Raw genomic sequence first — 25,155 nt, forward strand, 5'->3', positions numbered from 1 at the left:
CGGCGCGGCTACCGTTATTGCTAGCGGCGCTGCTACCGTTATCGCTAGCGGCGCTGCTACTGTTGTTGCTGGCGGCGCTGTTCCAGTTCTTTCAGGCATTGCGCCACGCCCGCCTGCATCTGCGCGTTCGACACCGCTGCGCGGTCTGACACCTCGCGGCAGCGCACATACTGCGCCTGGCTCTCCGCCGAGTCCCGGATCACCGCGGGCGGGGCCTGTTCAGGCGTGACGGTCATGCGCAAGGTCGACGGCGGCGATTGGCTGCCATCCTTGGACGGCATACTGGGAAACTGCATTTCCTGCGCCCCCGGGGCGGCCGGGGCGTACTGGGCCTGCGCGGCGCCAGCGGCGCACAACGCGGCAAACAGGAAGGCAGTGATGTGGCGTTTCTTCATGGCAACCTCTCTTCAATGAACAAGCGCGCGGAGACGGAGATGCAAGGGTCCGCCCTGGCGCGCCGGCCTATCGTAGCGCCGGGCACTGGCCAAAATGCGGCGGCGCCCCCTAGAGTTGTTTCCCTACGTTTCGGAGCAGCATGGGCCGGCCACGTATTGCCGGCGATGCCCAAGCCGTCCTACCCGCGCGGCGAAGCGGGCCGGGATTTTCGCAACGGCGCCAGCAGCGATGACAAGCCGTTGTGGTCCAGCTCATGCATCAAGGCCAGCAAGCGGCCCAGTTCTCCGGGCGGAAACCCCTTGCGCGCAAACCAGGCCAGATACGGGCCGGGCAGGTCGGCGATCAGGCGCCCCTTGTACTTGCCAAAAGGCATGTCGCGGGTCACCAGCAAATTCAACAGTTCAGGGTCCATAGGGTCGGGGCATTCCGAAAGGCCGGGTGACGATGTTGCGGCGTTCGCTTTTTGCTTTCGTCATGATGGCTCGCGGGCAAGCGCCAGTCTGGCAGAAAAGACGCCAAGCGTAGCGCAATTCCGCTTTACATCCCGTTTCAGCATCGCCCCGTTGCTGTCCGTATCGTGAACGCGTCTACCCACAGGAGCTCGCCATGATGAAAACCACCCTGACCTGCACCCTGAGTCTTGCCTTGCTTGCCGGCTGCGCCCCGCCAAAAAGTCCGAATGCCCGCGATACGCCGGTGGACAATCACACGGCGCGCAACGCGCTGGACTGGCCGGGCAGCTATGACGGCACGCTGCCTTGCGCGGACTGCCCGGGCATCAAGACCCGGTTGACCTTGTTCAAGGATGACCGCTACGAACGCCAGACCCAATATCTGGACCGCGAGCCGCAGCCGGAAATCGTGACCGGCACGTTCAGCTGGGAGTCGGATGGCAGCACGATACGCCTGGACGCCGCGGGCGACAGCCAGCGCTACTTCGTGGGTGAGAACCAGGTCACGATGTTGTATCGCGATGGCACCCGGCCCACTGGCCCGCTCGCCCCGCACTACGTGCTGCGCCGCGCACAATAGCAAAACGGCCATCGCGCAACGCCCACGCTTCCGGCTATTCTTCTGCAATCGCCCGCGCCCTGGCGTGCGGCCCACCCCCAAGGAAGCCATGAAGACCGACCACGAGCTGCTCTCCGCCTTCGCCCCCACCGGCGCGCTGCGCGCGTCCATCAACCTGGGCAACCCCATCCTGGCTAACACCGACCCTGCCACCGGCAAGCCCTGCGGCGTGTCGGTGGACCTGGCTACGGAGCTTGCGCGGCGCCTGGGCGTGACATTGGAACTTGTGGTGTTCAAGTCTGCGGGCGAATCCGTCAACGCGGTGGCCGCCGAACAGGCGGACGTGGGCTTCTTCGCCATCGACCCGTTGCGCGGCGAGCAGATCGCCTTCACCGCGCCCTATGTGGTGATCGAAGGCGCGTATCTGGTGCGTCAAGGTTCGCCGATCACCGCCATGGATCAGGTCGACACCCAGGGCCAGCGCGTCGTGGTCGGCAAAGGCAGCGCCTATGACCTTTACCTGACGCGCGAACTCAAGCATGCCGACATTTTTCGCGCCCCGACCTCGCCCGCTGTCGTAGACACGTTCATGCAGGAAAACATGGAAGTGGCCGCCGGCGTGAAGCAGCAGCTGGAAGCCGACGCGCAGCGCCTGGGCGGGCTGCGTTTGCTGGACGGCCATTTCATGCTGATCCGTCAGGCCATGGGTGTGCCCAAGAGCCGTGGCGACAAGGCCAGCGCGTATCTGGCCGCGTATGTGGAGGCCATGAAGAAATCAGGCTTCGTGGCGGACGCGCTGGCGCGCCACAAGATCCAGGGCGCGGCGGTGGCGCCGCTGGAAAGTGCAGCATCGGCCTGAACGCTCCAAGAATCAGCCGAAGCACAAACTTGCGCCGCTGGTAAGCGCGGCGTCGGCCTGAACGCTCTAACAGTCAGCCGAAGCACAAAGACGCCCCGCAGGCCGCCGCGCGCGAGTCCATCACCAGAACGAAAAACGGCGCGCCCGGCAACAAGCCGGTACGCGCCGCTGCGGGCTGGCCAGCGATTGCCTGGCCGCAAGGCTAGTGGCTGATCATCCAGGGCCTGGCGCCCGCGAATGACTTTGCGCCGTCAGCGGTGGTGCGCGTTTTGCCCGATGCGCGTCCGCCCGAACAACATCCGCAATTCATGCCGTGGCCGGCGCGCGAGCTGCGTGGCTCGTTCGCGCTGCGCTCGTTGACGGCGCGCGCCCGGTTCACGGCGGAAGATAGCGCCGAGATGGCAGGCGCCCCGCCGATGATGCGGCCAGACATTTCCCCGCATTGCGGGCAGGCGGCCGGGTCGCGCCATTGTGCCAGCGGACGCAACGTGGCAAATTCGCCGCAGCCGCCGCACGCGTAGTCGTACATGGGCATCGTGAGTCTCCTAGCGGTCGCGCGACAGCGGCATGTCCACCCCGCCCTTGATGTGCTTGATGGGCCCCGACGCCGAGGGCTGGATATCGAAGTCGAAGATTTCTGTGGGCAGCCAGAGCGTGGCGCAAGAGTTCGGAATATCGACCACCCCGCTGATATGCCCCTGCACCGGCGCGCACCCCAGCAGCGAATACGCCTGTGCACCCGAATAGCCGAACTTCTTCAGGTATTCGATGGCGTTCAGGCAGGCTTGCCGGTAGGCCACGTTCACGTCCAGGTAGTGCTGCTTGCCCTCTTCGTCAACCGAAATGCCTTCGAAGATCAGGTAATCCTTATAGGCGGGCGTGATCGGGCTGGGCTTGAAGATGGGGTTTTTGATGGCGTACTTTTCCATGCCGCCCTTGATGAGCGACACGCGCATGTGCACCCATCCCGCCATTTCGATGGCGCCGCAAAAGGTGATCTCGCCATCGCCTTGCGAGAAGTGCAGGTCGCCCACCGACAGGCCGCCGCCCTTGACGTACACCGGAAAGAACACGCGGGCGCCGCGCGACAAGTCTTTGATGTCGCAGTTGCCGCCGTGTTCGCGCGGCGGCACCGTGCGTGCGCCTTCACCCGCCGCCTTGTCACGCTCGGCGCCTTGCAGCGCCCCCATGTGCGCCGTCTTGGGCGCAGGCGGATTCGCCAGCGGCGGAACACGATTAGGGTTGGTGTCGATCAGCGCCTGTTCGCGCCGGTTCCAGGTGTCCAGCAACTTCTTGTCGGGCAGGCAGCCAATCAGGCCGGGATGAATCAGGCCCGCGAAGTTCACGCCGGGAATATGACGCGAAGACGTGAACATGCCGTGGAAATCCCAGATGGACTTCTGCGCATGCGGAAAATGTTCAGTAAGGAAGCCGCCACCATTGTTGCGGCTGAAAAAGCCGTTGAAGCCCCACAGGCTGTCGGGCTTGGCGCCGATATCCAACAGGTCTACCACCAGCAAGTCACCGGGCTCAGCGCCTTCGACGCCGACGGGGCCAGACAAAAAGTGCACGGTCGATAAATCCACGTCGCGCACGTCGTCGGCGCTGTCGTCGTTCTTGATTGCGCCGCCGGTCCAGTCATAGGTTTCCAGCACGAAATCGTCGCCCGGCTTCACCCAGACGGCCATGGGGATGTCGGGATGCCAACGGTTGTGGATCTTCGGGTTCTCGTAAGGGGATTGTTCCAGATCGACTTCGATGAGCGTGTTCGCCATTCTCTTTCATCTCCAACGTAACGTGTTGATAAAACAGAACTTCAGCCGGATGCGCGTCCAATCCCTTGCGAGTTGGATCTCTTAGTGGGTTCCCTTGGCGGGATCTCTTCGTGGGATCTCTCGGTCAACCGATATGAATCATTGACCTGTCAGCGATGGTAGACGCGTTGCCGCGTTTTGCCATACTGGTTTTCCATGCAGTGTCAGCCGCGCAGCGCAACATGACGCGACGCTATTTCGCAGCAGTTATGATGCAGAGCATTCTTACCGCGACACCAAGGTTTTACGCATGGCAGCAACGCCCCGCCGGCCCCTGGCCGGCCTTCTGATCATCGCCGCCCTCGCCGCGTTTTCCGCAGCGCCCACGCACGCCGCCGACGACTGCGCTGCCCGCATTGATGACGGCCTGGCCAGCATCAAGCGTGCGCAAGACGTGCAGCGCACGCGCGAAGCCGCCAACGATTTGCAACTGAACCGCGAACTCTGCCAAGGCCGGCTGGACTTGCTGGATGCCCGCTTCGCGCTTAGCGATGACTTCGAAGCGTGCCGCCGCAAGGGCGTGACGTTTTCAGATAGCGTTGTGCGCACGCTGACCCAGGCGTCAGACGAACTTACCGATCTGAAAGCCGCCTGGATACGCACGTGCGGCAAGCAAATGCAGGACTGATCCGACTCAGGCCGCGACTTCCAGGCGGGCGCTCAGCGGCTTGAAGATGGCGCGGCTGGGGTCGAATCCATAAAGGCTTTCGAATTCCGTCGCATCCGAGGCCAGCGCCCGCACCGACTCCAGAATGAATGCCGCTTTGGCGTCCGACAGCAGCACGCTGAAATTCAAGCGGACAAAGCCGGGCTTTTCAATTTCGCGGCCATCCAGAATGGCCTGACGCATCTGCTGCGACTGCTCAGCGTCAATGTCCAACAGACGATGCACGTACGGCCCCGCGCACGCGCAGCCGCCACGAGCCTGAATGCCGAAACGGTCGCTCAGCATGCGCGTCACCAGCTGCTGGTGCACATAGCCGCCCTTGCCGTTGCGCACGCGGAACGAGAAGATCGGCAGGCGAGCGGCGGTCAAGGACCCCAGCAATTCCAGGTGTTCATTGTCTTGCCAGGCGGCAAGCGCCTGCTGCACGAAGTGCGCGTTGCGCTGCTGCATGACGTCCGCGCCCAGCGCGTGCTTCACCAACAACACCAGCGCCGCGCGGATATCGCCCACCACATTCGGCGTGCCCGCCTCTTCGCGGGATTCCAAGCTGCCGCTGTAATCGTGGCCAGTGGGTGACACGAACTTCACGGTGCCGCCGCCCGGCCAGGTGGGCGTTGCCGTCACCACGGCATCGCGCCGCACGATCAGCACGCCAGACGCGCCGGGGCCGCCGATGAACTTGTGCGGCGAGAACACGATAGCGTCGATCTGCGCATCGCTGGCGGGCGACATGCGGATGGGCAGGTAGGGCGCGCCGCCCGCGTAGTCCCACAGCATCTTCGCGCCCGATTGCTTCACCATCCGCGTGATGGCGGGCACGTCGGCGACGATGCCCGTCACGTTGGAAGCGGCCGACAGCGCGCAGACCACCAGCGTGTCGTCCGAGACGGTCAACGCCGTGGCCAGTTCGGCCAGGTCTGGCCCGCCTTCGGGGCTTTCCGCCAATTCGATGATCTCGGCGCCGCATTCGCGCCAGGGCAGGATGTTCGAGTGGTGTTCGTACGGGCCGATGATGACGCGGACCTTTCTGCCCGCCCGCACTGCGGCGTCTACGCCAAACAGATGCACCAGGCGGTTGATGCCGGCCGTGGCGCCCGAGCCCGCGAAAATCACCGCGTGTTCTTCACTGGCGCCGCAGCATTGGGCAACGGCCGAGCGCGCCTCGCGGCGCAAGCGCGTGATGAAGCCGCCGCAATAGGAGGCTTCGGTGTGCGAGTTCGCGTAGTACGGCAGCACATGTTCCAGCACGAAGCGCTCAACCTGCATCAGCGCGCGGCCTGACGCCACATAGTCGGCGTAGACCAGCGGCTTGGCGCCAAAGGGGCCGTCCATCATCGCGTCCTTGCCGATCAGGCCATCGGCCAGGGCGGCGGCGATATCGCCGGTGGTGAGGCTGTCTTGAAACTGCTGCAACGGCCCGGTCAATACGGGAGCCGTTGCGTGGTGCGTAGTCATGAGATGGGGTATCCGGAGCGGTGCGCGGTGAGGTTCGCGATGTCAGGCGCGGGGGAACGCGCAATGTGCGATGTGATGCGAAATATCATACGATGGATGCCAAGTTGAAACATCACCGTTTTTTTGCTTAAAACCGGCAAAAACAGATCATATGAACGATAAACTTGAAAAAATAGACAAACTTGATCTAAGCATCATTAGTTGCCTGCAAAAAGACGGCGCGCTGTCGCAACGCGAGCTGGCGGATCGGGTGGGCTTGTCGCAGAACGCCTGCTGGCGCCGGCTTCAGCGCTTGAACGCGGTCGGCATCATTCGTGGCACGCGCGCCGAGGTCAGTCTGGTGGCGCTGGGCCTGGACTTGACGGTGTTCGTGATGATCCGAACCAGCCACCACGCCAAGGCCTGGGCCGACGGGTTCCGCCAGCACGTTGAACGCCTGCCTGAAGTGACGGAGTTCTATCGCATCGGCGGCGACTGGGATTACCTGATCAAGGTTGTCTGCCGGGGCATGGCGGGCTATGACCGCTTCTATCAAAGGCTGATCACGGATTTTGAGTTGTCGACCGTGACCGGGTTCTTTAGCATGGAGGCCATTATTGAAAACCGGCCGCCGGATCTTCGGATGCTGGAAGACTGAACGAGCCGGTAGCTGGGGAACTTTCCCGGGCAGGCGGGTTCGAACTGCCCACGCGTTCAAACTGCGCAAGCGTGAGACTGCCCACCTTTACGAGTGCCCACACTCACGACTGCGCACACTCACGACCGCCCCCCTAACGACTGCCTTCCTGGAGACCCGCACGGCCATGATTCTTTAAGCCCTCCCCCCCCTGTCGCCCTTTGCCGCATTGCGCGCAAAGCGTCTTGCCGACCCGGAGAGCTATCCATGGCCCAGTCTTCTTACGCACCCACCCCGCCGAACGCGGCGCATTCCACGCCGTCTTCCGCACGTTCCACGCCGTCTTCCGCGCCTTCCTTCATCAGCTTGCGGCACGTCAGCTTCGCGCTGCCCGATGGCCGCGTCTTGCTGGATGACGTCAGCCATGACTTCGCGCCCACGCGGCATGGCTTGATCGGCCACAACGGCGCGGGCAAGTCCGTGCTGTTGCGCGTGCTGCAAGGGGGCTTGCCCGCGCAATCGGGCAGCGTCGTGCGCCACGGGCAAATCGCCTATCTTCCCCAAATTCAAATGCCGGCCCCAGACGCCACGATGGCCGACGTAGCGGGCATCGGCACGATTCTGCGTGCGCTGTCGCGCATTGAAGCCGGCAGCACCCATAGCGCGGATTTCGATCTGGCCGAAGGCCATTGGCTGATCCGCCAAGACTGGGCGCGGATGCTGACCGACGCGGGCCTGCCCGGCTGGGCGCCGGAACACCCTGCCCACGCAGCCAGCGGCGGCGAGCTGACCCGGGTGGCGCTGGCGGGCGCACTCTTGCAACACGCGGACGGGCTGCTGTTGGACGAACCCACCAATCATCTGGACGCCCGCGCGCGCGATTGGCTGATGGAGAAAATCCACGCATGGCGCGGCGGCTTGATCGTCGTCAGCCATGACCGCCGCCTGCTGGACGCCATGTCCGCCATTGTCGAACTGGACCGCGGCGCGCTGTCCGGGCATGCCGGTAACTACCGTGCCTGGCGCGCGCAGCGCGACATGCAGCAGTCTGCCGCAGAGGCCGCGCTGGCGCATGCCCGCAACGAACGCGCGGCGGGGCGGCGCGCACTACGGGCCCAGCACGACGCGCAACAGCAGCGCAGCGCCCGCAATGCGCGAAACGCCCGCGATACCAATCAGGCGGCCATCCTGCTTGGCATGAAGAAAGCCAGCGCCGAAGGCCATGCGGGCCGTGACCGGCTGCGGCGCCAGGAAACCGCCGCCGCGCTGGACGACGCAGTCACGCAAGCCGCCAAGCGCGTCGCCGCCACCCCGGGCGTTGCGCTGGCGCTGCCCGACACGGCCGTGCCTCGCGGACGGCGGGTCTTGCACCTGGAAGACGCCACGCCGCCCTATCCGCTGCACGCACAGCCCTTGACGCTAAGCCTGAGCGGCCCGTTCCGGCTCGCCATCTTTGGTCCGAACGGTTGCGGCAAGAGCACGCTGCTGTCGATGCTGGCGGGGGACCTGAAGCCCCTGCGCGGCACGTGCGACGTGCGCGTGTCGACCGCCCTGCTGGACCAGCGAGCCTCCGGCTTGCCCGCCACACAGTCGTTATTGCAAACGCTGAACGTATTGCACGCGCCGCTGCCAGAAGGCGAACTGCGCAGCCGGCTGGCCTTGCTGGGGCTGGGCCCGGCGCTCGTTGATGCGCCTGCCGCCACGCTAAGCGGTGGCGAACGCATCAAGGCCGCCTTGGCCTGCGCGCTATGGAGACAACACCCCGCCCAGTTGCTGCTGCTGGACGAACCCACGAACCATTTGGACCTGGCCGCCACGCAGGCCTTGGAGGAAGCGCTGGCGGACTACCCCGGCGCGCTGATCGTGGTGTCGCATGACACTCAGTTCCTGGCGGCGCTGGCGCCCACACACCAATTGCGATGGGAGCAGGACGGCAAATGGACGCTGTTCGAAGACGATCCTATATTTCCTGGGGTTATCCCGAATGCCGCCATACCAACAAATCGTCAATAATTCGCCAACATTTTGTCATCGATCCGTCCCTGGTCCGTCTTGCCCATGTCTGTTTCCCTTCGGGACGCCATAGTTTCCTCAGCCCATCTGGCCACCTCCGCCCCGCAGTTGTCCGAGGTGGAGTTCGGCTTGATCATCGCGTCCCACGCCTTCAATCGCTGGATGGTGCGTTGCATGGCGTGCGCCGGTTTGCCCGATCTGACCTCGCTGGACATCCTGGTGCTGAACCACGTGTTCCATCGCGGACGCGGCAAGAAGCTGGCCGACATCTGCTTCACGCTGAATGTTGAAGACACCCACCTGGTGAACTATTCGCTGAAGAAACTGGAGCGGCTGGGCGTGGTGCAAAGCGCCAAGACGGGCAAAGAAGTCATCTACACCACTACCGATGCCGGCGCCGCCGCCATTCAGCGTTACGCCGAAGTGCGCGAGCAATGCCTCGTCAAATCGTTCATCGACTCGCCCGCGGCGGACGACGCCAGCCACCAGTTGGCCAACACCCTGCGCGCGCTCTCGGGCCTGTACGACCAGGCAGCCCGCGCCGCCACCTCGCTGTGAGAATCCACGTTGTCTAGCACCACCCCCGCCTCCTCCGCCCCGCTGCTGTCCGTGCGCGGCGTCTCGGTTGATTTCAATACCGACAACGGTGTGTTCCGCGCCGTCGACAACCTGGATTTCGATGTCCGGCCGGGCAGAACGCTGGCCATCGTTGGCGAGTCCGGTTCGGGCAAATCCGTGACGTCCATGGCGATCATGCGGCTGACGGATTACTCCAGCGGCCGCATCTCCACGGGCCAGATCCTGTTTCGCGGCGACGACGGCCGTGAAACCGATCTGACCAAAGCCAGCGACGAGCAGATGCGCGCCATCCGCGGCAACGACATCGCGATGATCTTCCAGGAGCCGATGACGTCGCTGAACCCGGTGTTCACGATCGGTGACCAGATCATCGAAGCCATCATGCTGCACCAGCAGCTGTCGCGTTCCGCCGCGCGCGAATCGGCGCGCAAGCTGCTCGACAAGGTGCGGCTGCCCGACGCCGAACAACTGCTGGACCGCTACCCGCACCAACTGTCCGGCGGCATGCGCCAGCGCGTGATGATTGCGATGGCGCTTTCGTGCCAGCCGCGCCTGCTGATTGCCGACGAACCCACCACCGCGCTGGACGTCACCATCCAGGCGCAGATTCTGAACACCATCCGCGAATTGCAGCGCGACCTGGGCACCGCCGTCATCTTCATCACGCACGACATGGGCGTGGTGGCCGAGATGGCCGACGATGTGGTCGTGATGCTGCGCGGCAAGAAGGTCGAGCAAGGCACCGTTGATGAGATCTTCAACGCGCCCAAGCATCCGTACACGCGCGCGCTGCTGGCCGCCGTGCCGCGTCTGGGCAGCCTGACCGGCCGCGACCTGCCGCTGCGCACGCCGCAAACCGTGCTGGACGGCGACACGCTGCGCGAAGTGGGCGAAACCCGCGAGCAAGACACCGCACGTTACGACGAACCGGTGCTGCGCGTAGACAAGCTGACCACCCGCTTTGACGTGGGCCACAACCTGTTTGGCCGCGTCACGCACCGCGTGCACGCCGTGGAAGAAGTCAGCTTTGACGTCTACCCCGGCGAAACGCTGGCGCTGGTGGGCGAATCGGGCAGCGGCAAGTCCACCATCGGCAAGACCTTGCAGCAGCTCGTCGCGCCGACCTCAGGCGCCGTGCGCTACAACGGCCAGGATATTTTCTCGATGGACGCCGCAGGCCGCCAGCGCCTGCGCCAGGAAATCCAGTACATCTTCCAGGACCCGTACGCGTCGCTCGACCCGCGCAAGACGGTGGCCTTCAGCATTGCCGAACCCATCCGCACGCACGGGCTGTTAAGTGGCGAAGACGCCATCGCCCGCCGCGTGGGCGAACTGCTGGAGCAAGTGGGCTTGAAGCCCGAGCACGCCAAGCGTTACCCGCATGAATTCTCGGGTGGCCAACGCCAGCGCGTGTGCATCGCGCGCGCGCTTGCCAGCAACCCCAAGCTGATCATTGCCGACGAATCCGTGTCGGCGCTGGACGTGTCCATTCAGGCGCAAATTCTGAACCTGCTGATGGATCTGCAAAAAGACCGCGGCCTGTCGTACCTGTTCATCACGCACGACATGGCGGTGGTGGAGAAAGTCAGCCATCGCGTGGCGGTGCTGTACCTGGGCCAGATCGTGGAGCTGGGCACGCGCCGGCAGATCTTCGAATCGCCGCAGCATGCCTATACCCGCAAGCTGCTGGCCGCCGTGCCGGTGGCCGAACCCGGCCGCCATATTGATACGTCGCTGATCGAAGGCGAAATCCCCAGCCCGGTGCGCCGCGTGGGCGACGAGCCGGCCATCATTCCCTTGATCGAATTCGCGCCCGGCCATCAAGTGGCCCGCGCGGCTTGAAGACAACCCTCTTTTCCTCGGTGTGATCCGAGTTCCCGTCCCTGGAGCGAACATGCAATTCCTACGCACCACCTTCACCGCCACCGCCCTGACCCTGGCGCTGGGCGGCGCGCTGCCCGCCGTCTTCTCGACCGCGCATGCCGCTGGCACGCTCAGCGTGGCCATCAACCAGGACCCGGGCAGCTGGGACCCCATCGACACCTTCGTGACTTTCTGGGGTTCCGTCGGCGGCAACCTGTATGACGGCCTGACGATGCGCGGCGCCGACCTGAAGCTGCAACCGGGCCTGGCCACCAGCTGGGAATACCTGGACGAGAACAAGCGCCTGCGCTTCAAGCTGCGCGAAGGCGTCAAGTTCCACAATGGCGAACCCTTCAACGCCGAAGCGGTGAAGTTCACGTTCGAACGCCTGCTGGGCGCCGAAGGCGCCAAGGGCCCGCAAAAGTCCAACTACGACTCCATCGGCGAGATCAAGGTCGTGGACGAATACACCGTGGACTTCATTCTGAAGCAGCCCGACCCGGTTCTGTTGACCAAGCTGGCCGGCTACGGCGCCATGATCGTGCCGCCGAAGTACATCAAGGAAAAGGGCGAAGACTTCTTCAACACGAACCCGGTCGGCACCGGCCCGTTCAAGTTTGAAAGCTACCAGCCCAAGGTCAACGTAACGCTGGCCCGCAACGACGAGTACTGGGGCGGCAAGCCCAAGCTGGACAAGGTGGTCTACCGCTTCATCAGCGAACCCGGCACGCAAGTCGCCGAGCTGCAGGCCGGCCGCATCGACGTGGCCACGCTGATCCCGCTGGGCCTGATCGACACCGTGAAGAAGTCCGGCAACGCCGACGTCATCTCGACCGGCGGCCCCGTCGCTTTCGCGCTGCGCTACAAGACCACGGGCGGCATCACGCAGAACCGTGACGTGCGCCGCGCGCTGATCATGGCCGTTGACCGCGAAGCCATCGTCAAGCAGCTGCTGCTGGGCCAGGCCAAAGTCATCGCCAGCTTCCAGGGCCCGCAATCGTTCGGCTACAACCCCGAGCAAAAGCCCCTGCCCTTCAACCCCGCCGAAGCCAAGAAGCTGCTGGCCTCGGCCGGCGTGAAGCCGGGCGCCACCGTGCAGATCGACGTGCGCGGCAGCGATTCCAACTTCCGTGAAGTCGCCCAAGCCGTGTCGGGCTACCTGCAAGCCGTGGGCGTGCGCGCCACCATCAAGCCGTATGAAACCGGCGTGCTGCTGAACGACATCATCCCGGGTGGCAAGACGGGCGAGATGTGGCAGAACCAATGGGGCGGCTGGACGTATGACTACGACAACACCGCGTACCTGATGTATCACACGGGCCAGAAGTGGAACCCGTATGACAACGACGCCAAGCTCAACGGCATGCTGGAAGCGCAACGCACCGTCTATGACGTGAAGAAGCGCGAAGCCATGCTGCAGGAAATCGCCGCGTACGTCGCCGACCAGGCGCTGGAACTGCCGCTGTACAGCCTGAACACGATCGTGGGCGTGAACAAGCGCGTGAAGAATCTGGAAGTTCCGGGCGACATCCGCTTCCGTTTCCTTGAAACCAGCGTGGAGTAAATCCCCCCGAAGCGCTACCGCGCTTCCCCCTCAAGGGGGCATGCCTGCGGACCGGCAAAGCCGGCCCCGCGGCATCCCGCTAGCGGGGCACTTGCAGCATTAACATTACTGATCCGCCCGGGTGCAAACCGGGGCGGCGCCTCATGACCGGATTTCTCATTAAACGCGTGTTGCAGGCCGTCTTCGTGATTGTCGCCGTGACACTGCTTGTCTCTTATGCCGTACGCCTGACCGGCGACCCCGCGCTGATGCTCAGCCAGGGTTCGGGCAGCGTCACCGAACAAGACCTGGCCAACATCCGCCAGGCGCTGGGCCTGAACCGCCCGTTCCACGAGCAATACCTGTCGTACATGCAGGGCCTGCTGCACGGCGATTTCGGCCGCAGCTTCATGGGCGGCACGTCTGTCGCCAAGCTGATCGGCGACGCCCTGCCCGCCACGCTGATGCTCGCCTTCACGTCGCTGATCGTGTCCATCCTGATCTCGCTGCCGCTGGGCATCCAGGCGGCCATCAAGCGCGGCAAGTCCACCGACCAGGCCATCCGCATCCTGTCGCTGGTGGGGCTGTCGTTCCCCAACTTCTGGCTGGCGCTGATGCTGGTGCTGCTGTTGTCGATCACGTTCCCGCTGCTGCCGCCTTCAGGCTGGAGCGGCCCGGCCAGCCTGGTGCTGCCGTCCCTGACGATGGCCATCATTCTTAGCGCCACCAACATCCGTCTGGTGCGCACGACCATGCTGGAAACGCTGTCGGCGCAATACATCATGGTGGCGCGCAGCAAGGGTCTGAAGGAACGCGTGGTGCTGTACAAGCATGCGCTGCGCAATTGCGCGATTCCGCTCATCACGTATCTGGGCCTGCAATTTGGCGGCCTGATCGGCGGCATCGTCGTGATTGAAATGGTCTTCAACTGGCCCGGCCTGGGCACGCTGGCGTTTGACGCCATTTCCGGCCGCGACTACCCGGTTCTGCAAGGCACGGTCACCGTGCTGGCAACCGTCATCGTCCTGGTCAACCTGATCGTCGACATCGCCTACGGCATCGTCGACCCCCGTATCCGCACGCGGTAAGCCTTATGCAGACAACCACTCCTACCGCCGCCGCCCCCAAGCCCGTCAAGCCGCGCAGCCGCTACCGTTCACTGGAATTCGTGCTGGGCGCGGTGCTGACCGGCATCATGATCCTGCTGGTGCTGACCTCGGGGTGGATTTTCCCCGATGGCGGCGAATCCATGGACCTGGCGGCCCGCCTGATGGCGCCGTTTACGTCGTCCGCCCATCCCTTTGGCACCGACCCGCTGGGCCGCGACGTGCTGGCCCGCGTGATCGTGGGCGGCAAGATCTCGCTGATGGTGGGCTTTGCGTCCGTGATTGGCGGCGCGCTGCTGGGCATCGTCATGGGTCTTATTGCCGGCTACTACCGCGGCTTCTGGGACATGATCGTCATGCGCTTTGCCGACGTGCAACTGGCGCTGCCGTTCATCCTGGTGGCCATCACGTTCATCGCCATCCTGGGCGGCGGACTGTTCAACGTGATCTTCTTCATGATCGTGTCGCAGTGGGTGCAGTATGCGCGTCTGGTCCGCGCCCAAGTGCTGGCGCTGCGTGAACGCGAGTTCGTGCTGGCTGCCCGCGCCTTTGGCGTGCGCGATCTCGCCATGATCCGCCACCACATCGTGCCCAACCTGCTGGGCCCGCTGGTGATTCTGATGACGCTGAACGTGGCCAACAACATCCTGCTGGAAAGCAGCCTGACCTTCCTGGGCCTGGGCGTGGACCCGATGATTCCCAGCTGGGGCGGCATGCTGGCCGATGGCCGCACGTATATGCAGACGGCATGGTGGGTCAGCGTCTTCCCGGGTCTGGCGATCATGCTGACCGTGCTGGGCCTGAATCTGCTGGGTGACTGGTTGCGAGACCGTCTGGACCCGACCGGAAAGGTGTAAAAGATCAGATGCCCCGCAAGGGGCATTTGTCTGTGCATCGGATACATCGGATACGCAAGAACTCGAAGGAACATGAAGCATGTCTTTGCTTGAAAAAACATTCGACCGCACGCTGGACGCCTGGACGCACGCCTACATGGCGCCGGCGTGGCGCGGCGCGGTCGTGGAAGGCTGGCTGTTTGAAGGGGTGGAAGCCCGCCGCGCGGCAGAAGCCCGGCTGGCTCAGGCGGGTGTCACCGCGCGTTTTCGCAGCGCGTACAAACCGCTGGTGCACTTCTTCCTGGAAGAAGCCGACCGCGACGGGCTCGTGTCCGCCCTGGTGCGCTACCCGCTGCACGAACACGCGCAGGCCAAGCGCTTCACGCTGGAAGCCTACCCGCTGGTGGCGCTGATGGAAGGCGTGCGCGTCACGATGCAAGCCGGCGCGTCCGACCTGCACTACGACGTCACGCTGACCTACGCCGACGGCCGCCGCGTCGACACGCGCGTCTTCGCCCCCAACGTCGTGGGCCACGCGCAGGACGGCAAGCCCGAACTGTCGCCCACCGGCTGGCTGCGCGTGCGCGACGCCGACGGCGCCATCCAGACCGACGCCGCCCAGACCACTGAGTACCAGCAGGTGTTCCGCAGCATCGTCGACACGGTGCGCAACCACCCCTGGGGCGCACACGAGCCCTATTTCGACCGCCTGGAAATTCGCGTCGACCTGCCCGGCATGGACTTCGCCTTGCCGGTGGACGAAGAAATCGTCAGCACGTTTGAAGCGCTGCACGAAGATATCTATTTTTCGTTGCTGGAACACTTCCAGCAGCATTCCGGCCGCCCGTCCGGTGACCGCGGCTTGCAGCCCGGCCAGATCATTCCCGACATCCGCCGCCACGATGGTGCGGCACGCGTGCAGATGTCGCTGGAGCCGTTCGATGCCGTTGCGTCCGTGACGCCGGTGCTGCCGGATGCGCCGCTCTCGGCGCGCCGCGAACCCCTGTCGGCCGCGCAGATCGCCGGCTGTATGGCGGCGTTTGGCGGAGACGACTTCCAGGCCGTGTCGCGCCAGGGCCGCCCCGTGCTGGGCACCTATGTGCGCGGCCCGGGCCCGGCCGTCTTCATTTCGGGTGCGCAACACGCCAACGAGACGTCCGGTGTGGTCGGCGCGTTGCGCGCGGCGCAAGCGCTGGCGGCAAGCGGCAATGCGCACTTCGCGCTGATCGCCGCCGAAAACCCCGACGGCTACGCGCTGTTCAACCGGCTGCGCGAACACCATCCGCGCCACATGCTGCACGCCTCGCGCTACAGCGCGCTGGGCGACGATATCGCATACCGCGAACACGCCCCGTACTTTGAACGCGATGGCCGCCATCAGGCGCAGGCGATCAGCGGCGCGCAGCTGCACATCAACCTGCACGGCTACCCCGCGCATGAATGGACGCGTCCGCTGTCGGGCTACCTGCCCCGCAATTTCGAATTGTGGACGGTGCCCAAGGGCTTCTTCCTGGTGCTGCGCCATCACCCGGGCTGGGGCGAACGCGCGCGCCGCCTGATCGAAGGCGTCACCGCGCGGCTGGCCCGTAACGTGCCGGGGCTGGTGGAGTTCAACGCACGCCAGCTGGAACTGTTTCATGCGCACGCGCTGGAAAGCGGTTTCGACGTGATGAACGGCATCCCGGTGCAGATCACAGAGAGCGACCGCGAAGAGCTGCCGCTGGCGCTGATTTCGGAATTTCCAGATGAAACGGTCTACGGCGACCGCTTCGTTTTCGCGCATACTGTGCAAATGGAAACCGTCCTGGCGGCTACCGAGCTGTACCGTTCAGGGCTGTAAGCATCAACAAGAAAATGAATATCCGAGAACGCAATCACGGCGACGATCTGGCCCTGGCGGACATCTGGCTCCGCTCGGTGCGCGCCACGCATTCTTTCCTGACGGAAAAAGAAATCCAGGCCATGTACCCGCAGGTGCTCAACACTTACCTGCCGTCAGTGCGCGTGTGGGTCTGTGAGGACGATACCGGCGAAGTCGCCGGCTTCATGGGCCTGACGGGCAACAAGGTCGAAATGCTGTTCGTGGACGCAAACAAGCGCGGCAAAGGCGCAGGCCGCCGACTGCTGAACTTCGCGCGTTCGCTGCACGGCACCTTACAGGTGGACGTGAATGAACAAAACCCGCAGGCGCATGGGTTTTACAAGCACTACGGGTTCGTGGACGTGGGCCGGTCCGCCCACGACGACGCGGGGCGGCCGTTCCCGATCATTCATATGACGCTGGCGGGGTAGTCGCTGCGTTTGGCGGTTAAGCGGTTAGGCGGTTAGGCGACTAAGCGATTAAGCGATTAAGCGATTAAGCGATTAAGCGGTTTGGCGATTAAGCGGTTTGGCGGTCTGGCGGTTATGCGCTTACCCGCCTGACGAGCCGGTCACTTCGTGCCGGCTCCGCCAGGCTTTCAGCGCCTGGCGATAATTTTCCATTGCCTCGTCATACATGTCGTAAACACAAGGAATGCAGCCGCTGTTGCAGCATTCTTCGGGTGCGGGACGTTCAGGGGGAACGGGCTGCGGGTCGTCATCGGGAAGGGTCGTCGTACTCATGCCCGAATGTTAACGCTGCTGCGCAAGCAATTCATCGCCCGCCTGCCCCTGAAGTTGCCGCCATTCGGCGCGGCGGATTTCGTAGCGGACTTTGACGCTGTCCTCGTCGCCGGCACTTCCCCCTGCCGCGCTTTCACCTACATAGCGCAGCCCGGTCTTCTCCATCACGCGGCGTGAAGCCGTGTTGGACCGAATTGCCACTGCCGACAACACATCCACCGGCAGCAGTTTGAACCCCAGCGCAATCAGCGCCGCCGAGATCTCGCCGGCATACCCCTGGCCCCAGCAATCGGGCTGAAACGCGTACGCCAGCTCAATTGCCCCCTGCTCGTCCGACACGGTGTACTTCAGGCCAGCACGGCCGGCCATCGCACCCGTGCGCCGGTCGTCCAGCACATACATGCCGTAGCCGTACTCCACCCAATGCGAGACGTTTTGCGCCACATACAGCCGGCTGGCTGCGGCATCACGCGTGCCACCCATCGTCGCCATCAGATCGGCGTCGGCGTGCATTTTCGTGATGAAAGGCAGATGCCCCTGCCGCATGCGCTGGGCACGAAGCCGGGGAGTCAGGAAAATGTCAGGAAAGACAGCGTGCGGCATGACGAATGAGACATAGAGGGAAACGCTCCATCATAGCGGCGCCAGGCCGCGCGCGGCATCCGCCTTTCTGGCAGATACCGCGCGTGTGCTCTTACTTGGACGGACGCGCGCGCAACGCGTCAGGTTTGTCGGCCTTCAAGGCATCCAGGATGCGTTTGCCGACGCGGCCATCTTGCGGCAGGTTGCGGCGTTCCTGTTCGGCGCGCACGGCGTCGCGGGTCTTGGCGCCGGGAATGCCGTCCGCCTCGCCCACGTCGTAGCCACGGCCGTACAGCTCTTCCTGCAACTGCTTGATCTCGGCGCGGGACAGGCCGGGGTCGTCAGTTGGCCACGCCGCGATGATGCCCGGGCGGCCCTGCAAGCGGTTCAGCAGCAGCGACACGGCCAGGCCGTAGCGGCGCGACTGGTTGTAATGCAGGATGGCGTCGAAGTTCACCGTCGCCAGAAACACCGGGCCCTTGGAACCGGTGGGTGCGAACAGATAGGCCTGTTCATCGTTGCCTGACGGCAACTTCAACACCGAACCATCGCCCTGCTTCAGGCCCGCCTGCGCCCATTGCGCGATGGTGCGGCGGTCTTGCGAGCCCACGTATTCCGCGTCGGGTTCGGGCGGAATCGCAGCGGCCAGTTCGGCCGGCACGCGCACTTCCACCACTGCCGGCAAGCCATGCGTCCACTTGGCGCGGCGCTTGCGCAGGTGGTTGGCCGTGGACGCCAGGGCGTCGGGCAAGGAGTTGTAGAGATCGATACGGCCATCGCCATCACCATCGGCGGCCAATTCATAGAAGGACGTCGGGATGAACTGCGTCATGCCGAACGCGCCGCTCCACGAACCCACGAAGCTATCGGCGGGCACGGTGCCGTCGCGCAGCAGGCGGACGGACGCGTAAGCGTTCTTTTCCCACAGCGTCTTGTTCTCGGTGCAGGCGCGCGTCAGCCAGGCGTTCAAGACATCGGTCTTGCCGATCTGGCGGCCGTAGTTGGTTTCGATGCCGAAGATGGCGACGAGCGTGGCGGGGTCGACTTGATACTGCTGGCCGATCGCATCCAGTTGCGGCCCCACCTTCTTCATCACCGCGCGGCCATCGTTGACCCGTTCGTCATCGACGGTCTTGGCGATGTAGTCCCACCAGCTTTCACGCCCTTCGGGCTGACCCTTGGCGGACGCGACTGTCGTAGGCAGCAGCTTGGCGCGGGCGGTGTACTTGTCCCAATCCGCCACGGTCAACCCGTTGGCGGTTGCGCCCTTGCGCAGCTTGTCGATGCAAGCCTTGGTATCGAGCTCGGTCGGGATGATGACGGTAGGCGCGGCGGGCGAAGCAGTGGCGGCGGGGGCTGCGGTTGCGGGGGCTGCGGTTGCGGGTGCAGCGGCAGCCGGTGCTGCGGCAGCCGGTGCTGCGGCAGCCGGCGTCGCCGTTGCGGCGGGAGCGTCAGCCGGAGCGCCTGCGGGGGCCGACGCCGGCGTGGCTGCCGATTCTTGCGCTTTGACGACATCGTCAAAGCTGCGCTTGGGCGTCAATGCGGGCTGCGCCGGTGCGGGTGTCTGCACCCGCGAACCCGTCGCGGACGACGGCGATTGCGCGTGTGCGGCGCTGGCACCTGCCGCCATCAGGGCGGCGGCCAACAGCACGCGGGACAGGGGTTCGATTCGAAAGCCTGAAGAACGCTGACGCATGGTATTCCTGAAAAATCGAAGTCAGCCCGGATCGTACCGCGACCAGCCGCCGAAATCGAACCGTGGGGCGGCCATCCGTGGGGGAGCCATCCGCGGGGCGGCCATCTGAGAGGCCGTCCACCGTGAAACCGTCCAACGCTTAATAGCCCGCTGTGGGATTGCCCACCACGGGACCACCGCGCCGCCCTATCAGACGGTTTCCCGCCCGCCCAGCACAACCGGTGGCGCGCGCAGCACGCGCAGGCAGTAGACCATCGCGATCACGCTGAACAGCGCGAAGCCCAGTGTCTGGCCCAGCATCACGCCTTCGGGACCGCCGTAATGCGCGCCCAGCCAGACAAACGGCAAGGTTCCCACCGTGGAGCGCAGCCAGCCGATCACAGTGGAATACGTGGCGTATCCCAGGTTGTTGAAGACAGCAATCGACACGAAGAACAGGCTATTCACCGCCCACGCAAAACTGCCGTAACGGCAGAAGAAGAGGATCAGGTCGCGCCCCGGCCCGGTGACCTGGAACCAGTCGGGCACCCAAGGCGCCAGCACTGCCAGCACGGCGGCTGCGGCAAAACCGTAGAGCAATGCCCAACGCGTCGTGATGCTGACAGTCTGTTTCACGCGGTCCCATTGGCCCGCACCCAGGTTCTGCCCAAGAATGGGGCCAATCGCGCCGGGCAGCACGAAGAACAACGAATACGCCAGTTGCAGCACGCGGTCGACCACCGTGGCGCCCGCCATCACGCTTGGCCCGAAGCTGGCATAGGTCGACACCGTGAAGATGACCGCCGCCGGTGTCGCCAAGGTGGTCAGCGCAGCAGGCAGTGCAATCTTGCCGATGGCCGCCAAGTTGGCCCGCAACGCGCGCCGAGCCGGCCAGACCACCAGACGATGCTTGCCAAACACCAGCCAGGCGCCCAGCGCCACGGTTGCCAACCGCCCTACGCCGCTGGCCCAGGCAATCCCCACCATGCCGCCATCCAGCACAAAGATGACGATCGGGTCCAGCACCGCCACCGTCGCCGTACCCGCCAGCAGCACCCACATGGATTGACGCCCGCGCCCTGACGCACGCAACAGGTTCGACAGCATCATGCCCACGCCCATCACCATCGCGAATGGCGTGGTGATCAGGACGTAGGACAGCAGGTGTTCGCGCACATCTGGCGCCAGCCCGATAGCGGCGGTGAACGGCCCGATCGCCGCCAGAAAGATCGCTCCGGCCGCGAGCGCCGCCCCCGTCATCAACACCAGCGACGCGCCGGCCAGCGTGCGCGCCCGCGTCAAGTCCCCCGCGCCCAAGGCCCGCGAGACCAGCGCAGCGCCGCCCACCGYCACGCCAATACATATCGACGTAATCGTGAACTGCGTCATCGACCCGAACCCCACCGCGCCCAGCACCGCTTCGTCCTTCAAGGTGCCCAAATACAGCAGCGACAGAAACTCCACCGCAAACACGGCGAGCATGCTGGCCCAGCCGGTCATGATCATTTCAAAGACGTGCGGCCCCAGCGGCCCCGACACAAAGCGCGCGCGCGGGTCGGCGGTGGCGGCCTGGGCGGACGGGGCAGGTAAGGTCAACGCCGTGACCTATCGGGCCGAGGGCTGCGCACGCAGCGCCTGCAAGCGGGCGATCGCGCCTTCGTCGCCCTGCGCGGCAGCGGCCTCATACCAGCGCATCGCTTCCTTGATGTCGACCGGCTCCAGCATCATGCCCTGCATGAACTGCGCGGCCGGGTTGCCTCGCTGTGCGTCGGCCAGCAACGCCCGCTGGGCCAGCGCGTCCTGTCGCGGCGACTCCCCATAGATCTGCATATCGCCTTCTATCTGGTCACCGACCAGGGAACGCAGGGACGGCGGCGTATGCGCAAATTGATCACGCCAGAAGAGTGCGACCAGCACGATGAAAACCAGCAGAGACAACAACGAAAGGATCAGATTTTTACGAGTCATTGAAGCAATGGGGTAATGAGGGAATTACGTAATGGGGCAATCGCGTGATGGGGAAATTGCGTAATGGGGTAATGGCCAAATGGCCCAATAGCCCAATATCGTCAGAGCGTGACGCGCTGCAGACGCCGCATAAAAATGCCGCAACCGCCGCGTCAGGGCGCGACCCGTGCAAACCAATACTGGAACACACTGCCATCGTTGGAATACCAGGGCAGCATACCGATGCTGTCGGATTCCCGCTGCACGGTCACCAGCAGGCCGCCTGCGTCCGGACGGAATATTGCCACGTGCCGCATCACGCCCATGGACTCGTACTGGCGCCAGTCGTTGCGCACGCTGACCCACAAGCGGCCTTGCGTGCAACCGGTATGGCGCCGGACGCCGTCAGGACGATTGGCGTTGGCATCGCCAGACAAGGCGGCGGGGTCCTGCGCGCCGTTCAGCATCGGCAATAGTGCGGTCGAACGCGCGCCCTGCTCGTCCTGAGCCAACACGCGCCATCCGCCATCCACGCGGGACAAGGCCACGGTGGCCTCGGGCGTCGAGCGCCATTCAGGCAGAAGCGTATCGCGCATGCCCGGCAGATCCAGCGTATATAAAAAGAAGTTGCGCAGGTCGTTCAGGGCCGTGGTCTCGCGGTCGCCCGAACGGAATTCGCCTTGCGCCCGGTACGTGCCCGCAAGGTCCGGGCATTGCGCCGGGTCCGACGGCAACACCACCGGTGTTCCGCTCTTGAACGACGGCCATTTGACAGACACTTCGTCCACGCGCGACACGCCGCAAGCACTTAAGGCCGTCACTAACACGCCCGCCCCGGCCAACCGCAGCGCACGCTGCGGCCACTTGCCGGATATCGTTGAATTCATGGCTGACTGTCTCCCTTTCCGGCCCCCGCGTTATCCCTTGGTTCGCATGGCGACACCCACGGTTTGCCCGGCGACGAACTATATCTGAATCCCGCCCCGCCGTTGCCAAGCGTCCGGCGGGAGAGAATAATCGGCACATCCCCACCGATCCGCGCCATGACACCGTTCCGAGGCAAACTCCGCATCCGGCACCTGGAAATCGTGCTGACCGTTTCCGAGCTGGGCAATTTGTCCAAGGCGGCGGCGCAGCTGCACAGCACGCAATCAGGGCTGTCGCGCGCCATCGCGGAAATTGAAGAACTGGTCGGCGCGCGCCTGTTCGAACGCACCGCCAAAGGCACCACCTGTACGCCGCTAGGCGAGGCCATGTGCCGGCACGCCCGCCTGCTGCTGACCGACTTCCGCAAGGCCGAGATCGATCTGGCCGCGGTATCGCGCGGCGACGAAGGCAGCCTGACCGTGGGATGCTTTTCGATGTTCGCCGGCTGGCCCGTGGCCGAAGCCGCCCGCGCGTTCCGCCAAGCCTACCCCCGCATCACCCTCACCATCGAGATCGGCACGCACGAAAGGCTCATCGAAGACCTGGACGCGGGCGGCGTGGACGTACTGATCAGCCGGTTCTCATCCACCGTCAACCCGCAGATCTATCGATCAACCACCTTGCTGGAAGATTTGGTGGTGCTGGGCTGCGCCACCCACCATCCGCTGGCGGGCGTGCCCGACACCTCCCTGGCCGACTACATCGCCTACCCCTGGATCACCGCACTGCCGGGAAGCCGCATCCGCGGCGAGCTGGAAATGTCACTGCGCCAGGCCGGCCTGCGAATTCCGGATATGATCGGCGCCCTGTCTCTGGAATTTGGCCGCGAAATGCTGCTGGACGGGCAAACCTTGTGGATGCTGCCGGGCAGCGTCGCCGCCGTTCTGCAAGCGCGCGGAGAACTGTTCATGCTGCCGGCCCGCCCCGCCCTCCGGAAATCGCCGCTAGCCGCCATTTGGCGCCGCGACCGTCCCAGCACCCGCCAGGCACGCGCCTTTGCGGCGCAAATGCAGCTTGCCATCCAGGCAGATCACATCGCCCTGGCCGCCTGAGCGGCCAAAGCACTTGCTTTACTTTTTTTGATCGGAGCACCCATGTACGACTGGCTCAACGCACTGCCCAAGGCGGAACTGCACCTGCACCTGGAAGGCTCGCTGGAACCCGAGCTTCTGTTCCAGCTGGCGCAACGTAACGGCGTGGCGCTGCCGTGGCCAGACATCGACGCCCTGCGCGGCGCGTACAACTACGGCAACCTTCAGGAATTCCTGGACCTCTATTACCGGGGTGCGGACGTGCTGCGCACCGAACAGGATTTCTACGACCTGACCTGGGCATATCTGCTGAAGTGCCACGAGCAGAACATCGTGCACACGGAACCCTTCTTCGATCCCCAGACGCACACCGACCGCGGCGTACCGTTCGCCGTCGTGTTGAGCGGCATCAGCCAGGCGCTGAAAGACGGCCGCGAGAAACTCGGCGTGACAAGCGGCCTCATCCTGAGCTTCCTGCGCCACCTGCCAGAAGAACAGGCCATGCGCACGCTGGAAGAAGCCCTGCCCTTTCGCGACGCCTTCATCGCCGTCGGCCTGGACAGCAGCGAAAAAGGCTTCCCCCCGCGCCTGTTCCAACGCGTGTTCGACCGCGCCCGCGCCGAAGGCCTGCCCGCCGTGGCCCACGCGGGCGAGGAAGGCCCGCCCGAATACATCTGGGAAGCGCTGGACTTGCTGAAGGTGCTGCGCATCGACCACGGCGTACGCGCCGCCGAAGACCCGAACCTGATCGCGCGCCTGATCGACGAACAAATCCCCCTGACCGTCTGCCCGCTGTCCAACACCCGCTTGCGCGTCTTCGAACACATGCGCGACCACAACATTCTGTCGTTGCTGGACGCCGGCGTGAAAGTCACCGTCAACTCCGACGACCCCGCGTACTTCGGCGGCTACGTCAACGAGAACTTCCACGCGCTGTATGAACACCTGGGCATGTCGAAAGCACAGGCGCAGGCGTTGGCGGACAACAGCCTGAATGCGCGGATTGTGAAGTAAGGGGCGGGGCGACAGGCGGATGGCGAAGGGCGCGGGGCCAGCGGCGCGCGGCTAACGGCACACGACGCACCGCACATCGCACATCGCACATGGCACATGGCACATGGCACATGGCACATGGCACATGGCACATGGCACATGGCACATGGCACGGCCACTCAGCTTGCCGCGTCCCTGGAGGATTCAGGAATTCACGGCGCGCTGCGAGATTCCTGATCCATCGCTTCCGGCCACTCCACCCGAGGCGCCCAGCGCAACGCCAAGTTGTACGCCGGCACATCGTTCGCATCGCGCGGTTCGATGTCGCAAGGCGGCAAGGCTTGCGGGCCTTGCTGCATGTAGGTGCAGACGTAGGCCCAGACGTTGTCCAGGTCTTGGTTGTAGGTGCTGAGGTGGAAGCGTTCGATGACGTCATTCGTGCCAGGTTTGACGATGGCGATCGACACGCCCCACTTGATCATCAAGCCACCGCCAGAGGTCGCGCCCCATTGCTCCCAAACTTCGGCGCGGACATCGTCCCAGGGGTAGCTGGCGGTGGTGACGTACCAGCGGGTGAAGGGGTTCCACCAGACCATGTGGAAGCCGTAGACGTAGATGCGGCGGCGGGCGCGGTTGAA

Annotated in this window: 26 protein-coding genes; 14 read left to right on the forward strand and 12 right to left on the reverse strand. The window is 64.5% G+C overall.

Annotation, left to right across the window (positions count from 1 at the left end):
- Window positions 1–56: 56 nt before the first annotated feature.
- Entirely contained in the window at window positions 57–395 is a 339-nt protein-coding gene (locus AC1DB0_RS04050) for a hypothetical protein (protein ID WP_346550502.1), read from the reverse strand.
- A 179-nt stretch (window positions 396–574) separates the two neighbouring features.
- Window positions 575–808 carry a DUF3820 family protein gene (locus tag AC1DB0_RS04055; RefSeq protein WP_054424837.1) on the reverse strand — a complete coding sequence of 78 codons (234 nt, stop codon included), beginning with the start codon at window positions 806–808 and terminating at the stop codon, window positions 575–577.
- Between the two features lie 194 nt (window positions 809–1,002).
- Here AC1DB0_RS04055 and AC1DB0_RS04060 point away from each other — a divergent pair, with 194 nt between their 5' ends.
- Together AC1DB0_RS04060 and AC1DB0_RS04065 are read left to right on the forward strand one after the other, a co-directional pair.
- Window positions 1,003–1,428 (forward strand): copper resistance protein NlpE, encoded by a 426-nt coding sequence (locus tag AC1DB0_RS04060; RefSeq protein WP_054424833.1) that lies wholly within the window; start codon window positions 1,003–1,005, stop codon window positions 1,426–1,428.
- 88 nt (window positions 1,429–1,516) lie between these two features.
- Window positions 1,517–2,266, forward strand: a complete 750-nt coding sequence (locus AC1DB0_RS04065; RefSeq protein WP_476756540.1) for an ABC transporter substrate-binding protein — start codon at window positions 1,517–1,519, stop codon at window positions 2,264–2,266.
- 202 nt (window positions 2,267–2,468) lie between these two features.
- On the opposite strand, the gene AC1DB0_RS04070 is transcribed toward AC1DB0_RS04065, so the two are convergent.
- The gene (locus AC1DB0_RS04070; protein WP_476756539.1) at window positions 2,469–2,801 is read right to left on the reverse strand and encodes an FmdB family zinc ribbon protein; all 333 of its coding nucleotides are present in this window, start codon (window positions 2,799–2,801) and stop codon (window positions 2,469–2,471) included.
- A 10-nt stretch (window positions 2,802–2,811) separates the two neighbouring features.
- Window positions 2,812–4,041 carry a formamidase gene (fmdA, locus tag AC1DB0_RS04075; protein WP_175169420.1) on the reverse strand — a complete coding sequence of 410 codons (1,230 nt, stop codon included), beginning with the start codon at window positions 4,039–4,041 and terminating at the stop codon, window positions 2,812–2,814.
- A gap of 289 nt (window positions 4,042–4,330) precedes the next feature.
- Here fmdA and AC1DB0_RS04080 point away from each other — a divergent pair, with 289 nt between their 5' ends.
- The gene (locus tag AC1DB0_RS04080) at window positions 4,331–4,708 is read left to right on the forward strand and encodes a hypothetical protein (RefSeq protein ID WP_054424820.1); all 378 of its coding nucleotides are present in this window, start codon (window positions 4,331–4,333) and stop codon (window positions 4,706–4,708) included.
- 6 nt (window positions 4,709–4,714) lie between these two features.
- On the opposite strand, the gene AC1DB0_RS04085 is transcribed toward AC1DB0_RS04080, so the two are convergent.
- Window positions 4,715–6,202 (reverse strand): aminotransferase class V-fold PLP-dependent enzyme, encoded by a 1,488-nt coding sequence (locus AC1DB0_RS04085; RefSeq protein ID WP_476756538.1) that lies wholly within the window; start codon window positions 6,200–6,202, stop codon window positions 4,715–4,717.
- Window positions 6,203–6,353: 151 nt separating this feature from the next.
- Between AC1DB0_RS04085 and AC1DB0_RS04090 the strand changes: the two genes are divergently transcribed.
- The 9 genes from AC1DB0_RS04090 (at window position 6,354) to AC1DB0_RS04130 (ending at window position 17,050) form a co-directional block, all read left to right on the forward strand.
- Window positions 6,354–6,839: an Lrp/AsnC family transcriptional regulator gene (locus AC1DB0_RS04090; protein ID WP_054424814.1), complete on the forward strand. Its 486-nt coding sequence runs from the start codon at window positions 6,354–6,356 to the stop codon at window positions 6,837–6,839.
- Between the two features lie 246 nt (window positions 6,840–7,085).
- Complete coding sequence (locus AC1DB0_RS04095; RefSeq protein ID WP_476756537.1) at window positions 7,086–8,831, forward strand: ABC-F family ATP-binding cassette domain-containing protein; 1,746 nt, start codon at window positions 7,086–7,088, stop codon at window positions 8,829–8,831.
- A 45-nt stretch (window positions 8,832–8,876) separates the two neighbouring features.
- Complete coding sequence (locus AC1DB0_RS04100; RefSeq protein ID WP_054424809.1) at window positions 8,877–9,389, forward strand: winged helix DNA-binding protein; 513 nt, start codon at window positions 8,877–8,879, stop codon at window positions 9,387–9,389.
- A 9-nt stretch (window positions 9,390–9,398) separates the two neighbouring features.
- A complete protein-coding gene (locus tag AC1DB0_RS04105) occupies window positions 9,399–11,252 on the forward strand; it encodes an ABC transporter ATP-binding protein (protein WP_054424806.1) in 1,854 nt (617 codons plus the stop codon).
- 52 nt (window positions 11,253–11,304) lie between these two features.
- Entirely contained in the window at window positions 11,305–12,837 is a 1,533-nt protein-coding gene (locus AC1DB0_RS04110; RefSeq protein WP_054424803.1) for an ABC transporter substrate-binding protein, read from the forward strand.
- A 143-nt stretch (window positions 12,838–12,980) separates the two neighbouring features.
- The gene (locus AC1DB0_RS04115) at window positions 12,981–13,904 is read left to right on the forward strand and encodes an ABC transporter permease (protein ID WP_054424801.1); all 924 of its coding nucleotides are present in this window, start codon (window positions 12,981–12,983) and stop codon (window positions 13,902–13,904) included.
- Between the two features lie 5 nt (window positions 13,905–13,909).
- Window positions 13,910–14,779: an ABC transporter permease gene (locus AC1DB0_RS04120; RefSeq protein WP_342067792.1), complete on the forward strand. Its 870-nt coding sequence runs from the start codon at window positions 13,910–13,912 to the stop codon at window positions 14,777–14,779.
- 79 nt (window positions 14,780–14,858) lie between these two features.
- Complete coding sequence (locus AC1DB0_RS04125) at window positions 14,859–16,598, forward strand: M14 family metallopeptidase (RefSeq protein ID WP_342067791.1); 1,740 nt, start codon at window positions 14,859–14,861, stop codon at window positions 16,596–16,598.
- Between the two features lie 14 nt (window positions 16,599–16,612).
- Complete coding sequence (locus tag AC1DB0_RS04130) at window positions 16,613–17,050, forward strand: acetyltransferase (protein ID WP_054424794.1); 438 nt, start codon at window positions 16,613–16,615, stop codon at window positions 17,048–17,050.
- Between the two features lie 120 nt (window positions 17,051–17,170).
- Here the strand turns inward: AC1DB0_RS04130 and AC1DB0_RS04135 are convergent, their stop codons facing one another.
- The 6 genes from AC1DB0_RS04135 to AC1DB0_RS04160 form a co-directional block, all read right to left on the reverse strand.
- On the reverse strand, window positions 17,171–17,362 hold the full coding sequence (locus AC1DB0_RS04135) for an oxidoreductase-like domain-containing protein (RefSeq protein ID WP_082387136.1): 192 nt from the start codon (window positions 17,360–17,362) through the stop codon (window positions 17,171–17,173).
- A gap of 9 nt (window positions 17,363–17,371) precedes the next feature.
- Window positions 17,372–17,965 carry a GNAT family N-acetyltransferase gene (locus AC1DB0_RS04140; RefSeq protein WP_476756535.1) on the reverse strand — a complete coding sequence of 198 codons (594 nt, stop codon included), beginning with the start codon at window positions 17,963–17,965 and terminating at the stop codon, window positions 17,372–17,374.
- Between the two features lie 91 nt (window positions 17,966–18,056).
- Window positions 18,057–19,640 (reverse strand): lytic murein transglycosylase, encoded by a 1,584-nt coding sequence (locus AC1DB0_RS04145; protein WP_476756534.1) that lies wholly within the window; start codon window positions 19,638–19,640, stop codon window positions 18,057–18,059.
- Between the two features lie 189 nt (window positions 19,641–19,829).
- Window positions 19,830–21,215: an MATE family efflux transporter gene (locus tag AC1DB0_RS04150; protein WP_476758606.1), complete on the reverse strand. Its 1,386-nt coding sequence runs from the start codon at window positions 21,213–21,215 to the stop codon at window positions 19,830–19,832.
- A 9-nt stretch (window positions 21,216–21,224) separates the two neighbouring features.
- Window positions 21,225–21,587: an SEL1-like repeat protein gene (locus AC1DB0_RS04155; protein WP_441370734.1), complete on the reverse strand. Its 363-nt coding sequence runs from the start codon at window positions 21,585–21,587 to the stop codon at window positions 21,225–21,227.
- A 152-nt stretch (window positions 21,588–21,739) separates the two neighbouring features.
- Window positions 21,740–22,453, reverse strand: a complete 714-nt coding sequence (locus AC1DB0_RS04160) for a hypothetical protein (RefSeq protein WP_476756532.1) — start codon at window positions 22,451–22,453, stop codon at window positions 21,740–21,742.
- Window positions 22,454–22,609: 156 nt separating this feature from the next.
- On the opposite strand from AC1DB0_RS04160, the gene AC1DB0_RS04165 reads away from it, so the two are divergent.
- Window positions 22,610–23,545 carry a LysR family transcriptional regulator gene (locus AC1DB0_RS04165; protein ID WP_476756531.1) on the forward strand — a complete coding sequence of 312 codons (936 nt, stop codon included), beginning with the start codon at window positions 22,610–22,612 and terminating at the stop codon, window positions 23,543–23,545.
- A gap of 42 nt (window positions 23,546–23,587) precedes the next feature.
- Window positions 23,588–24,538 (forward strand): adenosine deaminase, encoded by a 951-nt coding sequence (locus AC1DB0_RS04170; protein ID WP_476756530.1) that lies wholly within the window; start codon window positions 23,588–23,590, stop codon window positions 24,536–24,538.
- A 191-nt stretch (window positions 24,539–24,729) separates the two neighbouring features.
- Here the strand turns inward: AC1DB0_RS04170 and AC1DB0_RS04175 are convergent.
- Window positions 24,730–25,155: DUF6708 domain-containing protein (locus tag AC1DB0_RS04175; protein ID WP_476756529.1), on the reverse strand; the 426-nt coding region annotated here is incomplete at its 5' end.

Source organism: Achromobacter sp. 10T422, assembly GCF_056394065.1.

Coding starts and splice junctions, on each gene's coding strand:
- AC1DB0_RS04060 (WP_054424833.1), top strand. CDS start 1,003: ATGATGAAAACCACCCTGACCTGCACCCTGAGTCTTGCCTTGCTTGCC.
- AC1DB0_RS04085 (WP_476756538.1), bottom strand. CDS start 6,202: ATGACTACGCACCACGCAACGGCTCCCGTATTGACCGGGCCGTTGCAG.
- AC1DB0_RS04130 (WP_054424794.1), top strand. CDS start 16,613: ATGAATATCCGAGAACGCAATCACGGCGACGATCTGGCCCTGGCGGAC.
- AC1DB0_RS04050 (WP_346550502.1), bottom strand. CDS start 395: ATGAAGAAACGCCACATCACTGCCTTCCTGTTTGCCGCGTTGTGCGCC.
- AC1DB0_RS04100 (WP_054424809.1), top strand. CDS start 8,877: ATGTCTGTTTCCCTTCGGGACGCCATAGTTTCCTCAGCCCATCTGGCC.
- AC1DB0_RS04155 (WP_441370734.1), bottom strand. CDS start 21,587: ATGACTCGTAAAAATCTGATCCTTTCGTTGTTGTCTCTGCTGGTTTTC.
- AC1DB0_RS04170 (WP_476756530.1), top strand. CDS start 23,588: ATGTACGACTGGCTCAACGCACTGCCCAAGGCGGAACTGCACCTGCAC.
- AC1DB0_RS04080 (WP_054424820.1), top strand. CDS start 4,331: ATGGCAGCAACGCCCCGCCGGCCCCTGGCCGGCCTTCTGATCATCGCC.
- AC1DB0_RS04090 (WP_054424814.1), top strand. CDS start 6,354: ATGAACGATAAACTTGAAAAAATAGACAAACTTGATCTAAGCATCATT.
- AC1DB0_RS04070 (WP_476756539.1), bottom strand. CDS start 2,801: ATGCCCATGTACGACTACGCGTGCGGCGGCTGCGGCGAATTTGCCACG.
- AC1DB0_RS04160 (WP_476756532.1), bottom strand. CDS start 22,453: ATGAATTCAACGATATCCGGCAAGTGGCCGCAGCGTGCGCTGCGGTTG.
- AC1DB0_RS04125 (WP_342067791.1), top strand. CDS start 14,859: ATGTCTTTGCTTGAAAAAACATTCGACCGCACGCTGGACGCCTGGACG.
- fmdA (WP_175169420.1), bottom strand. CDS start 4,041: ATGGCGAACACGCTCATCGAAGTCGATCTGGAACAATCCCCTTACGAG.
- AC1DB0_RS04055 (WP_054424837.1), bottom strand. CDS start 808: ATGGACCCTGAACTGTTGAATTTGCTGGTGACCCGCGACATGCCTTTT.
- AC1DB0_RS04110 (WP_054424803.1), top strand. CDS start 11,305: ATGCAATTCCTACGCACCACCTTCACCGCCACCGCCCTGACCCTGGCG.
- AC1DB0_RS04140 (WP_476756535.1), bottom strand. CDS start 17,965: ATGCCGCACGCTGTCTTTCCTGACATTTTCCTGACTCCCCGGCTTCGT.
- AC1DB0_RS04095 (WP_476756537.1), top strand. CDS start 7,086: ATGGCCCAGTCTTCTTACGCACCCACCCCGCCGAACGCGGCGCATTCC.
- AC1DB0_RS04165 (WP_476756531.1), top strand. CDS start 22,610: ATGACACCGTTCCGAGGCAAACTCCGCATCCGGCACCTGGAAATCGTG.
- AC1DB0_RS04135 (WP_082387136.1), bottom strand. CDS start 17,362: ATGAGTACGACGACCCTTCCCGATGACGACCCGCAGCCCGTTCCCCCT.
- AC1DB0_RS04145 (WP_476756534.1), bottom strand. CDS start 19,640: ATGCGTCAGCGTTCTTCAGGCTTTCGAATCGAACCCCTGTCCCGCGTG.
- AC1DB0_RS04065 (WP_476756540.1), top strand. CDS start 1,517: ATGAAGACCGACCACGAGCTGCTCTCCGCCTTCGCCCCCACCGGCGCG.
- AC1DB0_RS04115 (WP_054424801.1), top strand. CDS start 12,981: ATGACCGGATTTCTCATTAAACGCGTGTTGCAGGCCGTCTTCGTGATT.
- AC1DB0_RS04120 (WP_342067792.1), top strand. CDS start 13,910: ATGCAGACAACCACTCCTACCGCCGCCGCCCCCAAGCCCGTCAAGCCG.